At 68.1% G+C, this 14,955-nt stretch carries 12 protein-coding genes and 1 pseudogene; 6 read left to right on the top strand and 7 right to left on the bottom strand.

Annotation, left to right across the window (positions count from 1 at the left end):
* Positions 1 to 97 precede the first annotated feature (97 nt).
* Both ACGFU7_RS30385 and ACGFU7_RS30380 read left to right on the top strand, forming a co-directional pair.
* Positions 98 to 1,417 (top strand): Dyp-type peroxidase, encoded by a 1,320-nt coding sequence (locus ACGFU7_RS30385; RefSeq protein ID WP_393699977.1) that lies wholly within the window; start codon positions 98 to 100, stop codon positions 1,415 to 1,417.
* A 67-nt stretch (positions 1,418 to 1,484) separates the two neighbouring features.
* Positions 1,485 to 2,615 (top strand): catalase family protein, encoded by a 1,131-nt coding sequence (locus ACGFU7_RS30380; protein ID WP_393699975.1) that lies wholly within the window; start codon positions 1,485 to 1,487, stop codon positions 2,613 to 2,615.
* Positions 2,616 to 2,875: 260 nt separating this feature from the next.
* Here ACGFU7_RS30380 and ACGFU7_RS30375 read toward each other — a convergent pair whose 3' ends face one another.
* Positions 2,876 to 3,910, bottom strand: a complete 1,035-nt coding sequence (locus ACGFU7_RS30375) for an IS110 family transposase (RefSeq protein WP_393699974.1) — start codon at positions 3,908 to 3,910, stop codon at positions 2,876 to 2,878.
* Between the two features lie 928 nt (positions 3,911 to 4,838).
* Between ACGFU7_RS30375 and ACGFU7_RS30370 the strand changes: the two genes are divergently transcribed.
* Positions 4,839 to 6,734, top strand: a complete 1,896-nt coding sequence (locus tag ACGFU7_RS30370) for an SMI1/KNR4 family protein (RefSeq protein WP_393699972.1) — start codon at positions 4,839 to 4,841, stop codon at positions 6,732 to 6,734.
* A gap of 106 nt (positions 6,735 to 6,840) precedes the next feature.
* Here the strand turns inward: ACGFU7_RS30370 and ACGFU7_RS30365 are convergent, their stop codons facing one another.
* Positions 6,841 to 7,455, bottom strand: a complete 615-nt coding sequence (locus ACGFU7_RS30365) for a helix-turn-helix domain-containing protein (protein WP_393700032.1) — start codon at positions 7,453 to 7,455, stop codon at positions 6,841 to 6,843.
* A 133-nt stretch (positions 7,456 to 7,588) separates the two neighbouring features.
* On the opposite strand from ACGFU7_RS30365, the gene ACGFU7_RS30360 reads away from it, so the two are divergent.
* Together ACGFU7_RS30360 and ACGFU7_RS30355 are read left to right on the top strand one after the other, a co-directional pair.
* On the top strand, positions 7,589 to 8,197 hold the full coding sequence (locus ACGFU7_RS30360; RefSeq protein ID WP_393699970.1) for a YdeI family protein: 609 nt from the start codon (positions 7,589 to 7,591) through the stop codon (positions 8,195 to 8,197).
* A 145-nt stretch (positions 8,198 to 8,342) separates the two neighbouring features.
* Positions 8,343 to 8,639: pseudogene (locus tag ACGFU7_RS30355) on the top strand (transposase family protein); the annotation flags it as partial.
* A gap of 985 nt (positions 8,640 to 9,624) precedes the next feature.
* On the opposite strand, the gene ACGFU7_RS30350 reads toward ACGFU7_RS30355, so the two are convergent.
* The 3 genes from ACGFU7_RS30350 to ACGFU7_RS30340 form a co-directional block, all read right to left on the bottom strand.
* Positions 9,625 to 10,602: a transposase family protein gene (locus tag ACGFU7_RS30350; RefSeq protein ID WP_393700030.1), complete on the bottom strand. Its 978-nt coding sequence runs from the start codon at positions 10,600 to 10,602 to the stop codon at positions 9,625 to 9,627.
* A 76-nt stretch (positions 10,603 to 10,678) separates the two neighbouring features.
* A complete protein-coding gene (locus ACGFU7_RS30345) occupies positions 10,679 to 11,197 on the bottom strand; it encodes a GNAT family N-acetyltransferase (protein ID WP_393699968.1) in 519 nt (172 codons plus the stop codon).
* Between the two features lie 597 nt (positions 11,198 to 11,794).
* The gene (locus tag ACGFU7_RS30340) at positions 11,795 to 12,760 is read right to left on the bottom strand and encodes a pirin family protein (protein WP_393699966.1); all 966 of its coding nucleotides are present in this window, start codon (positions 12,758 to 12,760) and stop codon (positions 11,795 to 11,797) included.
* Between the two features lie 175 nt (positions 12,761 to 12,935).
* Here ACGFU7_RS30340 and ACGFU7_RS30335 point away from each other — a divergent pair, with 175 nt between their 5' ends.
* Positions 12,936 to 13,301 carry a tetratricopeptide repeat protein gene (locus tag ACGFU7_RS30335; protein WP_393699965.1) on the top strand — a complete coding sequence of 122 codons (366 nt, stop codon included), beginning with the start codon at positions 12,936 to 12,938 and terminating at the stop codon, positions 13,299 to 13,301.
* Here ACGFU7_RS30335 and ACGFU7_RS30330 read toward each other — a convergent pair.
* The gene (locus tag ACGFU7_RS30330) at positions 13,298 to 14,026 is read right to left on the bottom strand and encodes a TetR/AcrR family transcriptional regulator (RefSeq protein ID WP_393699963.1); all 729 of its coding nucleotides are present in this window, start codon (positions 14,024 to 14,026) and stop codon (positions 13,298 to 13,300) included. The genes ACGFU7_RS30335 and ACGFU7_RS30330 overlap by 4 nt on opposite strands.
* Before the next feature lie 13 nt (positions 14,027 to 14,039).
* Positions 14,040 to 14,930, bottom strand: a complete 891-nt coding sequence (locus ACGFU7_RS30325; RefSeq protein ID WP_393699961.1) for an SDR family NAD(P)-dependent oxidoreductase — start codon at positions 14,928 to 14,930, stop codon at positions 14,040 to 14,042.
* Positions 14,931 to 14,955: the final 25 nt, after the last annotated feature.

Raw genomic sequence — 14,955 nt, 5'->3', positions numbered from 1 at the left:
TGGCGGGCGCGAGCCGGCCGCCGCAGTTGTCCAGGTAAAGATCGATGTGGAGGCACAAGCGATCATGAACGCGCCGGTAAACACGAGCGGAGCCAGCGTGAGCATCGAGATCGACGACGTCCAGAGCGGGGCACTGCGGCCACGGCCCGTGCCCTACCAGGGGAAGTACATCCTCCTGCGCGTCGATGACCCCCATGCCGGGCGGGCCCTGCTGCGGCGGCTGCTCCCGGTGGTCTCGGGTGGTCTGCCGGGCGCGGACCGACAGCAGGATGCCTGGGTCGCCATGGCGCTCACCTACCAGGGGCTGAAAGCGCTGGGGGTGCCCCAGGAGTCGCTGGACAGCTTTCCGCAGGCATTCCGGGAGGGCATGGCCGCGCGCGCGGAGCTGATCGGCGACGTCGGCGAGAGCGCCCCGGCCCACTGGGAGGCACCGTTCGGAACGGGCGACATCCACATCGCGTTGAGCGCCCTCTCCTCCGATACGGGACAGCTGGACAAAGAGCTGGAGCGGGCCCGTGCCGCCTACGAGGACACGCCCGGTGTCCAGGTGATCTGGCAGCAGGACGTCCACCAGCTCCCGACCGGGCGCACCACCTTCGGCTTCCGTGACGGCATCAGCCATCCGAACATCGAGGGCGTCGGACTGCCCGGCTCGAACCCGCAGGAAGCCCCGATCAAGGCAGGCGAGTTCATCCTCGGCTACCCCGACGAAACCGGCCATCTGCCGCCCATGCCCAGCCCCGAGGTACTGGGGCGCAACGGGACCTACGCCGCCGTTCGCAAGGTCCATACCAACGTGGCAGCCTGGCGCCGGTTCCTGCGCGCGAACAGCTCGGCCGCCGAGGAGGAGGCACTCCTGGCGGCGAAGATGATCGGGCGCTGGCCCAGCGGGGCGCCGCTGACGCTGAGCCCGGAACACGACGATCCGGAGCTGGCGGCCGATCCGCACCGCGTCAACAACTTCCTGTACCGGGAGAACGACGATCGCGGCTTCCGGTGCCCCGCCGGTGCGCACATCCGGCGCACCAACCCGCGCGATTCCACCATCATCGGCGACGCACGGATGCACCGCCTCATCCGCCGCGGCACCACCTACGGCCCGCCGCTGCCCGAGGGCGTGCTGGAAGACGACGGCGCCGACCGGGGCCTCGTCGGAGTCTTCCTCGGAGCACACCTTGAACGACAGTTCGAATTCATCAAGGCCGAATGGGTCAACAACGGCAACTTCATCGGCTACCCCGGCGAGAAGGACCCGGTAGCCGGGCATCACGACGGAACCGGCAGCATCACCATCCCCGAGAAGCCGGTCCGGCGCCGCCTGCAGAACCTGCCCAGCTTCGTGGTCACCCGCGGCGGCGAGTACTGCTTCGTACCGGGTCTGCGCGCTTTGCACTGGCTCGCCGAACTGGAGGACTGAGGGCGATTCCCACCCCATGACCCAGCCCCTGAGGTCCGATCACGCTCCCCGAGGAGAGGTCGAAGTCATGGCAGCACAGTTCGTCCGCTACACGCCGGACGTCGAAGACGATGACCCGAGCTTCGACCGCAACGTGCAGACGGTGATCGAGAAGACCGGGATCTACATCGCCGAGTCGGTCGAGGCCGGTGGCACCGGACGGGCCCTGCGCGACGCCCATGCCAAGGGCTACGGGCTGGTCCGGGGGGAAGTGGAGATCCTGGCCGGGCTTCCCCCCGAGTACGCCCAGGGCATCTACGCGACCCCGGGAACCCACGACGCCCTCATCCGCTTCTCCAACGGCTCGCCCCACGCCGGAGCCGACGCGCGACTGGGCGCCGCCACCGGACTGGCGCTGAAGATGTTCGACATCCCCGGCCCGACCCTGCTGGAAGACGAACCGGACACCGGCACCTTCGACTACGCCAACATCAACGCACCGATCTTCTTCTGCAACACCATCGAGCACTACCTGTTCATCCAGGACCTGTTCCTGAACGCACCGGCCTACTTCTCCCAGGGCCGCCCCGGCGCACATCGTTTCTACACCGAGTTCGTGACCGGAAAGGGAACGCTGGACCAGGACAACTGGGCGTGGGACGAGTTCCTGGCCTTCCTGCGCGTGGCGAAGACCCCGCCGGCGAACGTGCTGCTGTCGAGCTACTGGACGATGGGCGCGGTCAGGCACGGGGACTACATCGCCAAGGTGCGCATCACCCCCGACCCGGACTCCGCCGCCTCGGTGGTCCGGCACACCCTCGACCCGACCTCGGCCGCGGAGGTCTTCCGACCGGCCCTGGAAGCCGAGTTGCAGGAGCGGCCCTACGCCTTCGACATCCAGGTCCAGCTCTGCACCGACCTGGAACGCATGCCGGTGGAGGACACCACCGTCGAGTGGCCCGAACAGCCCTCGCCGTCCTTCACCGTGGCCAAGCTGCGGCTGCCACAGCAGGACATCTCCAGCCCCGAGAATCTGGAGAAGATGGACGCACTGTCCTTCACGCCCTGGCGGGTCACCGCCGAGCACGCGCCCCTGGGCAACATCATGCGGGCCCGCAAGGAGGTCTACCGACAATCCTCCATCGAGCGCCACCAGCTCAACCAGCAGCCACGCACAGAGCCGCGCAGCGCCGACGAGGTACTTGGCCCGGCCCAATGAAGTCGACTGATGTGAGACGCCATCCGCTTATCGATCACGGGGCTGGTCTGGTCGAACAGGGTTCCTGATCGGATGATCGCGGGAGAACTGGCGCATGGCAGCAGGGCCTCTTGGTAGCTCGGGGGTGCGAACCAAACCAAGCGCCAGGAGACCCCGTTGCCGCAGTCTTCGCCCACGTCGGACGCTGCACTCCGTCGTAGCCCACGCGCTCAGAAGCCTCGCCGGCCGTGCCTGCGGGGCTTCGTCGTCTCGCACAGCCCCTATGAGCGGGGACCTGACTGTAGATATCTGACCAGGTGGAAGACCTCCCGGTCCGCATAGCGCTTGAGACAACGAACGATTTCGCGACGGGTCTTCCCCTCTTTGATCCGGCGCTCGTAATAGTCCTGGGTGCGCAGGTCGACCCGCAGACGGGTGAACACGATGCGATGGAGCGCGGCATTGGCCTGACGGTCGCCACCACGGTTGAGGCGACGGTACTGCCGGCGTCCCGAGGAACGCTCGACAGGACTGACCCCGCACAGCGCAGCGAAGGACGCCTCACTATCCAGGCGCTCCGGGTTGTCCCCCACCGTGATCAGCAAGGCGACGGCCGTGTCCGGACCGATCCCCACCACCTCGAGCAGCTGCGGGGCATGACATTTCACGAGGCGGGCCAGACGAGCGTCCACATCCCGGATCTGCTCGGAGAGCTGGCCGATCCGGCAAGCCAGCAGCCCCAGCGTGATCCGAGTGGCCTGCAGCACCGCCTCGTCACCGACCTCCTCGTGACCGCTCACATCGGCGAACCGCGCGCAGCTCCTCAAGAGATCGGCATTGCCCAGTTGGGCCAGCTCTTCCCGCAAAACGGGATCTGCAGTAACGAGGACGGACTTGAGCTGATTGATGGCCTGGGTGCGGGCTTTGACAGCCGACACCTTCGTGAGTCTGTACATTCTCGCGATCTGCACCGGCCCGTCGCCCGCTTTGGCCCGGGCGCGGGCCCGCCCGCTCAGCACCGCCCGGGCCGCGTTCTGGGCATCGAGCGGATCTGATTTACCGCGCCGACGCCGATCTGCCCGGTCCATGCGGTTCACGTCAAACACGCCTATGCCCTGGGCCAGCAGAGAGCGGGACAGGGACGCCCCGTAGGAGCCGGTCCCTTCCACCCCGGCCCGCCGCACGGCTCCCCATTTCCTGGCCCACTTCAGCAGATCGCAGTATCCCGCCGCAGTGGCCGGGAACTCGCCGGTGGCCAGCACCGTCCCCGTCACGGAGAGCACCGCAGCCACATGAGCGTCGCGGTGCGTGTCCACTCCCAAAACCACCCCCCCTGCAGGGCGACGACGAGGGTGCTGCGGAGCAGGCGACGTGCTGGAGGACATGGCCGCTGTACTGGACATGCCCGTTCCCCCTTCCGGTCCGACCGCGCGTCGCGTTGCCGGTACCGGGCCGCGTCGGGCGGTCAGAATCGTGAGGACGCCTCAACGAACGGCAGGCCCCTATCGGGACACGCTCCGCCGGCCCGGCACCGACAACGCACCGTCCCCGGCCAACGGCCGACACTGTGAGACCGGGACACAATGGTCAGAGATGTCAGGAGTCAGGCCCGGACCCGGGACAGCACCCACCCATTCTCCCGCCCGTCACAGCCCCTCCCCCCAGAAACACAGAGCATGCTCAGTTCCAGCTCCCGGAGCACCCTGGATCTGACACCGGCCGATCATTCCGCGGCACAGAGACCGACATCTTGGTTCAGGTTGCTTCACCACCAGTGCGGCGCCTCTCGACGGCTGTAGGACAGGGCACCAACGAGCTGGCGTTCGGGTCGAGTGGGTGGCCGCGCGGCGGCTCCCGTTGTGGGCCCTCAAGGAGGCGTTCGCAGACGCCGCAGCAGGATCGAGGAGCAGACGCTCGCTGCTCAGGAAGGCTGAAGCCCCCGCCATCATCTGCCCGGCAGGGGCCTCAGTGACCCATCACGTGTCACAGCCCCTATGAGCGGGGTCCTGGCTGTGGCTATCTGACCAGGTAGAAGTCTTTCCGGGCCGCGTCGCGTTGCCGGTACCGGGCCAACCGGGCGGTCAGAATCGTGAGGACGCCACAAAAATCGGCAGGCCCCTATCGGGACACGCCCCGCCGGCCCGGCACCGACAACGCACCGTCCCCGACCAACCGCCGTCAAGAACGGACGACGTATGCCTTCTGAGTGACTCGTTGTCAGTGGTGGCTGGCACGATCTCGGTCATGAGCGACGAGTCTTTCAACTGGCACGACTTCCTCGGACGTTGGCAGGAGGAGTGGGTTCCCCGCGCCGAGCACGAGGAGGACGGGGACGGCGGTCCGGGTCCCGTCAGGCTGGGCAGGCCAGGGGCGGACGAGGCCGCGATCACCACGGTCGAGAGGCGGCTGGGGAAGCGACTGCCGCCCTCCTACCGCCAGTTCCTGGCCGCGAGCGACGGATGGCGTGTGGAGCAGACGGCCGGGGTCTATCAACTCGGTGGGATCGCGGACATCGGCTGGTCCCGGGATCCGTACGGGTTGACCGAGGTGTACGAAGAGAATCTGGGCGACGACCCGCGCGAGCAGGAAGTCCTGCTCGCCGGCATGTGGCAGCGATCGCTGCGCCTGGAGACGGACTCCGATATGACGCTGGCTCTGCTTGACCCGGGCGACCGCGACGAGCACGGCGAGTGGCCGCTCTACATCTACAAGGGCTGGAGCGGTGAATGCCCGGACCGCTACCCGTCGTTTCGTGCCTACATGGAGGCCATGTACCGGAGCTTCCACGGCGACCGGGTGGAGCGGCCGGACTTCGAGAACGCCACCACACGCGCCCAGGACGCCCGGGTCGAGGAGGCCCGCCTCCTCGCCCTGCGCGGACGGCATGAGGAGGCCCTGCCCTTGCTCGAGGAGGCGCGGTCCTTCGGACGACCGAACAGCGCCATTCTGCTGAACCAGTTGCAGCATCTGGCGGCTCCCCTCGCTCAGCGGGACTACGGCTCCCTTGTGGCTGACCCCCGCTATCTGCCCGAGCTCCTTACGGTGTCGGCCATCGAACCGGCTTCCGGCGAATGGCGACTGGGCGGAGACGACCACTGGCTGGGGATGATGGCCGCCCGTGGGGTCGACCGGGAAATCGCCGAGGACCTGTTGAGCGCGCTGCGCCACGGCACCCATCGCTATGCGCCGCCGGGTGCGTGGGGCCGGGCCGTCAACGAGGCCCGGGAGTCGGCCCGATGGGGAGCGACCGATGCCGCGTGGCGAATGCTGCGTGTCGCGCTTACGCAGTGGATACCACCTGGGCCTTTGCTGCTCGCGCCCCTTGGCCTGCTCGCCGATCCGGTTCTGGGGTCGCTGATCACCCCGCAGCGCGGGCGAGAGATCCTCGCGACTCCGCGCGCAGGCGAGTCCGGGCCCGCTCCCGAGCCGGCGCCCGATCTCGACCCGCCGGGTCTCACCTGGCTGACGACGACCGGGATACATGGGCGGCCGTTCGACGCGTACCGCTGCGTCTGGGTCGAGGGCGCCGACCCCGCCGGCCTACCCGCTCTGATAGGCGACGAGGGTGCCGAACTGAGTGCGCCCGTGCACGCAGCCAGGGCGTACCGGCCGTTGAAGCAGAACCACGAGCGGGAGGGCGTCGAGCTCTGGGAGGACCGGGCCGCGGTCATGGCCGGCCGCTGCAGCGAGGGGTGGGCCTTCGCCTACGACGGCCAGTCCCGACAGGGCATCAACCACCTGTTCCAGTCCCCCGCCGCGGCCGCCTCCGCGTCGGGTCGCGCCGTGGTGGTGTGGCGTGAGCCGCAGCGGCACTTGGCTGATCACCCGGCCGCATTCCATGTCTCGGTGGCCGAACGCGGCGTGGAACTCTATGCGTTCACGGTGCGGGGCAACGACATCCGGCGCTCGGGTGCGATACCCAACACCCTGGATCCCGCGCAATTTGTCGGCTCACCGGACACCCATCTTGACCGAGAGGTACGCCTGTTGGAGACCCTGCACGCCGAACTGGGCATCTCGCTTCCCTGTTTCGCCCTGTCCCAGGGCAGCCTCCCCATGTTCACCACCCGTTCCTGGACCCGGGCGCCGCGCGAGGGCGAAGGCTTCGCCTACCTGGGCTTCGTACGGCGTCGCCCCTGAGGCGACGCTACCGCAGAGGTCCAGCTCGCCAACAAAATGCTGTCCGTAGTCAGGCGCCGCACCACCGCCGAGACCCGCGGCCGGCGCGAACGGGCGAGCGAAGTGATCAGCCGCGCGGATGGCGATGTGGCCGATGCCCTTTCTCCAGTCCAGGCTGGTAGTGGCGAGCCAGGCCAGGACGTCGGCGGAAACCCACCTCTGTCTTCAGACACCGATGTTGGGCTCCCTCGTCGCATGTCGCCGGCAGCAGGGCCTGGCATGTGATCGGGCATCTGGCGGAACGACATGTCGGCCACCTACCACGCCGCGATCCGTATCGGCCGTCGCGGGCCTGCGTGCGGAAGGCTTCCATCACGGTCGGCCAGGACAGATGCAGATCCCGGGCGGCCTGGATGACCGTGGAGCCGGCATCCCGTATGCGGCGCCCGGCCGCACCCCGCAGCCGGGCGGTCAGCCTGGCACCAGCCGGGATCTGCGGGATCTGCTCGGTGAAGGACCGGCGAAGGCAGCCGGCCTCGCGGCACCACCAGCGGCGCTTGTGCCAGCGGAACTCCAATCCGCTCTCGCCGTAAGGGAGATCGCGCGGCCGGGTCACCGCCGAGCCCTTCACCTGGGTGGCGAACACCCCGCAGGCCGGGCAGGCCCTGGCTGCCTCGTCGGCCGTGACCAGGTGAACTCGGCGCCTTCCGTCGGCCAGCCGCTCAACCCGCGCGACAGACACCCCGTCGAGGTCGAGCAGCAACGTCGTATCGTTGACCAGGCCCGTGGCTCCTGCATGATCGTTCTGCGTCGAGAACAGAGATGATCACGCAGGCCCACGGGCATCCCGCATCCGGGGCCGTGCCGAATGCCTCATGACAATCGGCCGGGTGTGGTTCGCTGCTGGGGTGACTCAGGACTTGGAGATCGTCGCATTCGAATCCGCCGAGGCATTCCAGACATGGCTCGGCGAGAACCACGCCGTCTCGCCCGGCATCTGGCTCAAGCTTCGCAAGAAGGGCCCCGGAATCGCCGCGCTGGACTACACCCAGGCGCTCGACGCGGCACTCTGCTACGGCTGGATCGACGGCCAGAAGGCCAAGCTCGACGACCAGTGGTGGCTCCAGCGGTTCACCCCGCGCAAGCCGCGCAGCAAGTGGTCCAAGGCCAACCGGGACAAGGTGGCCGCCCTGATCGAGCAAGGCCGGATGCATCCCCCGGGGCAGGCCGAGGTCGACCGCGCCAAGGCAGACGGCCGCTGGGAAGCGGCCTACGACGGCGCGAAGACCGCCACGGTGCCGGACGACCTCACGGCGGCCCTGACCGCCGACCCGGCCGCGGCGGAGTTCTTCGAGACACTGGACCGGCAGAACCGCTACGCGATCCTGTACCGGATCCAAGACGCCAAGAAGGCCGAGACCCGGGCGCGCCGGATCGAAAAGTACGTAGCGATGCTGGCGAAGGGCGAGAAGCTGCACCCGTAGTCACGGAGAGGGCCCGCCGCGTGGTGCCCTGGGCTCCCGGCGCGCCTGCGGCCCCGGCAGCAGCCACCAACTGCCGTCGCTGAGCGTAACGAAACGTCAGAGGCCCTGAGCAGGCGCACCGCTCAAGATCGAAGACCCCGATTCCCGAGGGTGGGAGGAGTCCGGCGCCAAAGCCGCCGTCGGCAACACGATGACGATTGCCGACGGTGGCTATCAGGGCACCGGTCTGGTCGTTCCACACCGTCGCCGCAAGGGCGAAGAACTCCCGACCTGGGAGGAGGAACACAACCGCTCCCACAAGCAGGTTCGCGCCCGAGTCGAGCGCACCTTCGCCCGCATGAAGACCTGGAAGATCCTCCGCGACTGCCGGCTCAAAAGAGAAGGAGTCCACCACGCCATCCTCGGCGTTGCCCGCCTGCACAACCTCACCCTCGCTGGATAGATGCGCGCCCCGACGGCCGTGTCCCCGCCCGTTCGAAGATCACTTACGGGACAAGCCCGCCCTTGTTCGCAGCCCAGAACAGCTAACCGGAGCGGAGCAAACCCCGTCGACCACCGCTCAATCGGGCCCGTCCCCGTACGCGGAGCCCCCCGCCGGATCAAGCCGACGGGGGGTCACACCTGTCACGCGCGTGTCACCAACAGCGTCGACACTCCTGAACCACAAGGCCCTGAACAGGACAAACGCTCCCGACTTGGACCACGTAGACGCCAGAAGACGGCTTCTACGACATGTGCCATGTGGGACCGGCCCGCGCCGACCTGAGCCTCTTCCTGGCCACGTTGGTCAGCCGTCGACGGGATGCGGCCTGCGCTGAGGCGGCCGCATCCCGGACACGAGCCTCCAGTGCAGTTCCCGAGACGGCATGCCCGTCACGCTTGTCTCCGCCGACGGCAGGGCTCCGGTATCCCCGGTGGGAGCGGCTCATCGGTCCCGCTGACTGCCGCGTCCACTGGCCAGCGGACGCGGCAGTCACCCAGTGTGCTGACCCTGGAGCCGCAGGCAAACCAACTCTCCCCCGTCACCGTGCCTGCGCCAGTGGCACCTCTGGGGAGAATTTGGGGAGTAGCGACGGCCCTGGGGAGCGCGTGGGGAGAATCGGCTGCATAACTCAGCACGAATCTGAAGGACACTGAAAGACGCATCCGCGCAGGTCAGAGGTTTGTAGAATCACAACGCCGCAGGTCAGCGCCACCAGGTAAACAACTTCATGACGTGATCCACCGGTTCAAGGAGGTCGGCCTGGACGAATCCGTGCAGACCGAACAGAAAGATCCGGAACACTCACGGTCCAGAGTCAACGAACTGGTCGGCGCGACAGCCGTTTGGTCAGTGTAGGTACGAACCTGAGCCACCGGCAGACTAACGAGTAGCCGCACGATAGGGCTTGGGACGTACTGGCCTGGCGGTTCGACTCGGGGGTAGATCAGCAGGCCGTCTCGCGGACGAGGTCGGGTTCCACGCTCGGCCTGCTCCGGGTCGGGCGTTTGGCGCTGCGGTCGGAAACTAGGGCGCCGATTGCTGTGATGACCTCGGGCAGGTCGTCGCGTTCGCCGGTCCAGCGTTGCAGCGACCGCCACTGTTTGACCTCTGCGTTGGCGTGCTCGGCCATGATCCGCCGTTGGGATTGGCGGCGGCGCGTATGGTCGTAGAAGTTGCGCTCGGACGGCCCGGCGTCCGCCGCTGGCTTCTTGGGCGGGGCGCTGACCTGGCCGGGGAAGTCGCGGGCCAGGCCGGCATAGCCGGAATCGACTTCGGCTTTCACGTTCGGGTGCAGCCGCAACTGCTCCTCGATGCCCTCGGTGCGCACTGCGGTGGCATCGTGCATCCGGCCCGGGCGAATCGCCCCGAGCCACAGCTCCCGCCCCTGTTCGTCGCTGATCATCGTGGCCTTCCCGGTGTTCTGCTTCCTCTTCCCCGACACGAACGCCTTACGGCCCGGCCGCCCCGCCTTCGGGCGGCTTACCTGCACCTCGGTACCGTCGATCCGCAACGTGATCCCCTCGGCCTGGGCATAGGCGAACACGTCAGCAAGGGTCCTGAGCCTGATCCCGGGCCGATCCGGTACCGCGAAGCCGCGAGCGGCCAGCAACGGGCGCACCTCGCCGACCGCCCGGTCGATTGTGGAGGGCGAGACTCCGAACAGCGCCGCGAGCACCCTGTGCGACAGCGCCCAGCGCAACACCACCAAGGTCACCAGCACCCGGTCCACGAAGACCAACCGGTGATCCGGCCCAGCCCCGGCCGCCCGCAGTCGGCCATGGCCACGCCGTTGGGCCGGCGCAGAGTCTCGGGCTGCGGTCCACGGCCCGGCCAACTCGGTGATCAGCGCACCCAGGTGTGCCTTCGAGATCCCGCACAGGGCAGAATCGGAGCAGGCCGCGCGGGCCCAACTTGACTTCACACTCCAGATGATTCCGCGCGGCTCTCTGCCGTTTGGCACGAGGGTGGCTGCCGGAGCCTGACCACCGATACCCCGATCATTCAGGCCTGGGCCGGTGCGCCCATTCCTGGTCGAGGATGCTGAAGACTTCGGAGTCACGCCAGCCGTCCCGGATCAGCGTGGTGTGCCGGTGTCGGCCCTCGTGGGTCATGCCGAGCTTGCCCAGTACCCGGGCCGATGCCACGTTGCGTGGATCGCAGGTCGCATAGATCCGGTGCAGTCCTATCAGCCCAAACCCTCTGCCGAGAAGTTCCCTGCCGATGGCTGTGCCCATGCCTCGCCCCCACACCCGAGGATGCACGAGATAGGAGATCTCGCCCTGGCGGTGGGCCAGGTTACGGACCTTCAGCTCGCCGATACCGACGAGTTCACCGTCGAGGCGGGCCGCATACACGAATCTTGTCTGCGGGGACTGCAACCGGGCATCCACCGCGCCTTGGACGAAGTCCCGCGTCTGTTCCTCGGTGTTCGGCCCCCATGCCTGGTAGCGGCAAGCCTCCGGCAGGCTGGCGAAGGCATGTACAGCGTGGCGGTCACTGACAACGAGCTCGCGCATAGTCACCGAGGTTTTGATCACGAGCCGATCCTGTCAGGCCAGCATCGCCAAATACCAGCACACAAGTCGCGGGCTCCCACACGATCAAGATCGCATCGTTATCGTGCGGCAACTCGTAAGAATCCACTTCACTCCGACATCACCAACGACGCGTTGGGCGGCATGGGTAGTGACTTCACGACCGCCCCGTCATCACCTATGACCCCGGGGTAGCAGACGGGTCAGCATTGTGGGATCACCACAACGCCCTGCTTCCTCTAGGCGAAACCCCCGCCCCCGGTAGGCCGTGCACAAGCACCCGCGCGCTCGCTCCACCGCCAGGAGTCAGGCTGGGCCCCAGCCCCAAGGGCCCAGCCTGCTCATCACAGACAGCAGACCAGCCAGGTCATGACCCGACAGCGCCTGACACCTCGTCAGTAAAGTCAGCATTGGGTCAGCATTAGGTCTACTAAAGCTACTCACACACGACCACACTTTGGAATCCCGGGCACGTGCGGCGGAAGCTTCCGGAGAAGCGCTGGACCGATTCCGCTTCTGAGCATGGGACCGAGCTGCCGCGACCAGGAGCGCGCCCGAACCCGGCCACATCAGTGCAGCTCAGCGCACCCTTCCCCGCGGTTTCAGCGCCACAGGCGGCAGTTCAGGAGCGGGGAGTCGGCCTCCGTCGTAGCCATACACTTCCCCGAACCGGGCACCGTCCGCCCAGTCCGCACGCGCCTGTGCGATATCCTCGTGGGACCGCCCGATGAAGTTCCACCACATGACGATCTCCTCCTCGAAGGGCTCGCCACCGAGGAGCATGAGGCCCGCGTCGGTGTCTGCGCGCAAGGGGAGTTCGGTGCGGCCGCAGCCGAGGTAGAGCATGGAACCGGGCAGCACGGGCACGCCGTCGACCTCGGCCTGGCCGGACATCGAGAGCACCGCGTACTCGAAGTCCGGGTCGAGCGGCAGGCGGGCCTCGGCGCCGCTGGTCAGGGCCAGGTCCGCGCCGACGATCGGGGTGTACGTGGTGCCGGGCGAGGTGACGCCGTCGAGTTCGCCGAGGATCAGGGTGGCGGTGAAGCCGGGGGCGGTGACGGCCGGCAGTTCGGTGTGGTGCTGGAAGTGCGGCTCGACGTGACGGTGGGCGTCCGGCAGGGCGACCCAGAGCTGGGCGCCGTGCAGAAACCTCGCATGCGACTTCGGACTCTCCTCGGAGTGGCTGATGGCCCGGCCGGAGGTCATCAGTCCCAGCTCGCGTGGGCGGATCGTGCGGAGACTGCCAAGGCTGTCCCGGTGCAGGACCTCGCCGTCGTGCAGCCAGCTGACCGTCTGCAGGCCCATGTGAGGGTGAGGCGGTACTTGCATCCCGGGCTCGCCGGCGATGTCGTCGGGTCCGTAATGATCGACAAAGGCCCATGCACCGACCATCCGGCGGCCCAGATTGGGCAGCAGTCTGCGGACCTCGGTGGACTCGCCCAGCCGGACATGGCGAGGGGTGAGGAGTTCACGTACGGGCTCGGCGACGACGAAGCCCCGTCCTCCGCAGACGGAGAGTGTGGCCTGGCGATCGAGATTGCTCATGGCGCTCAACCTATTCCCGTGCGGGCCCGGGGTGCCGGTACCCACGCCGATAATTTAGTGGAATATTCAACCAGTGTGCCATGTTCGGGTGACTGAAGGATGGCTGACGGATGGCTGAGCGTGAGCCGGTCAGCGTAGGGCGGGTCCGGGGACGGTCCGTGGACGAGGAGGTCAAGTGAGCGACACCTATTTCGAGTTCGGTACGGCCGCCGACCGCTGGGACCGTGCGCAGATGTTCTTCGAAGCGAAGGAGTACATGACTGCGGCCCGGATTCTGGAAGGCCTGGTCGAGGAGGCGCCGGAGCAGGTCTCCCCGCGTCTGCTGCTGGCCCGGGCCTACTACCACTCGGCTCGGCTCGGCAGGGCCGAGACGGAGCTGCGGGCGGTTCTGGAGCGCGATCCGGTGGAGCACTACGCGCGGCTGATGCTCGGCCGCACGCTTGAGCGCCAGGGGCGGAGCGCGGAGGCGACCGGCCATCTGCGAATGGCTGCGGCGTTCTCCGGGGACTTCGGCTCCGATGCGGACCGGGCAGGGCTTTAACGCCCGCCCGGGGCGTTCGACAGGCGGTCCAGCCATTCCGTCAGGAGGGTGCCCTCGGCCGCACTGAGTGCCGGATCCGGCGACTGCCGCAGCAGCGCGTTCAGCCGGGCCGCGGTGGACGGCACGTGGGCCTCGGACACGCCGGCCCTCGTGCCGCCCGCGTCGGCCGAGGCGGCGGTCACGTCCGGGGTGAAGACCGCCGCGTGCACGGCGTCGCGTACCCGCCGTGACATGCCCGCGTCGCTGAAGGTCGCGGGGCGGGCGACGAGCATCAGCGCCACGCCCACATTGGCCGACATCACCATCTGCGCGGCCAGTTCGGGCGCCAGGCGCAGCTTGCCCACAGCCGCGGCCCGTTCCAGGTCCCTGGTGAGAATCCGGTGGGACTCCAGAGCCGCGGCCGGCGGGGTACGCATGGCCGGCGAATTCATCAGCCGGTACAGATTGGGGTTCTGCAGGGCGAACTCGACGTGGCTGTCCCAGCCGTTGCGCAGATCCTCGACGGGGTCCACGCTCTCGCCGCGCTGCCGCTTCGTCGCAAGGTACTTGTCGAAGCCATGGTCCACCACCGCGGACAGCAGGCCTTCCTTGTCACCGAAGTGGCGGTAGAGCGCCGGAGCCCCCACCTGCGCGGCCTCGCACACGGCCCGGGTGGAGATGTCCCCGTTCGGGGACTCCGCGACCAGGCGCGCCGCCACTTCCAGGATTCGTGCTCGTGTGCTCATCGCACGGACGCTATCAAGCGTGAGGGGTCAGGAGATCGTCGAGGCCGATCCGGGTGAGGAACTCGGCGCGGATCCGGTCGGCGACGGCGCTCACGGCCTCACTGCCGTCGTCCGCCGGGTCCACATGGACGCGGAAAGGGCGCTTGCCGTGCTCGGTTTCGACGACGGCCACGATCGCGTCCGCGACCTGGGACACATCCGCATCGGCCGGCGCCAGCGCGGCCAGGCGCTGGGAGACCTGGTCCATCAGACCCTCGTAGCGCTCCTCGTAGTCCGGGACGACCGTTTGGTCGGCGGGGTGCCCGCCGGTGACGAAATGATTGGTCCCCGAGGTGAAGGAGCCGGGCACGACGATGCTGGTCTCGATGTTGAAGCGGGCGAGCTCGGCCGCGTACGAGACGGCGAGAGCATCCATGGCGGCCTTGGCGGCGAAGTAGGGGGCCAGGTAGGGCGGGGTGCCGCCCTTGGTGGAGGTGGAGCCGATCCACAGGACCAGGCCGTTCTCCTGGGCCCGCAGGTGCGGCAGGGCCGCGCGGTTGACGCGTTGGGTGCCGAGCACGTTGGTGTCGTAGACCGCTGCCAGCTCCTCGGGGGTGAATGCCTCCGTGGGGCCGGTGACCATGTGCCCGGCGTTGTGGATGATCACATCGAGGCGGCCGGCTTCGGACAGGATCGTGGCGATGGCGGCGTCGGCGGACTCCTGGGAGAGCACGTCGAGTTCGACGGTACGCAGGTCCACGCCGTGCTCGGCGGCGTACCGCGCCGCTTCGGCGACCCGGTCGGCATTGCGCGTGGTGGTGTTGCGCATGGCCGCGTAGACGGTGTGTCCGGCAGCGGCCAGTGCGCGTGCGGCCAGCGCTCCGAAGCCGGAGCCCGCCCCTGTGATCACGATGGTCCTGCTCATGGCTGTCCTCCTGGGGTGTGCGGAA

This window comes from Streptomyces sp. NPDC048473, from assembly GCF_043200155.1.
GTDB lineage: Bacteria > Actinomycetota > Actinomycetes > Streptomycetales > Streptomycetaceae > Streptomyces.
The sequence above is the reverse complement of the archived record's forward strand: the minus strand, read 5'-3'. Positions and strand labels throughout refer to the sequence as shown.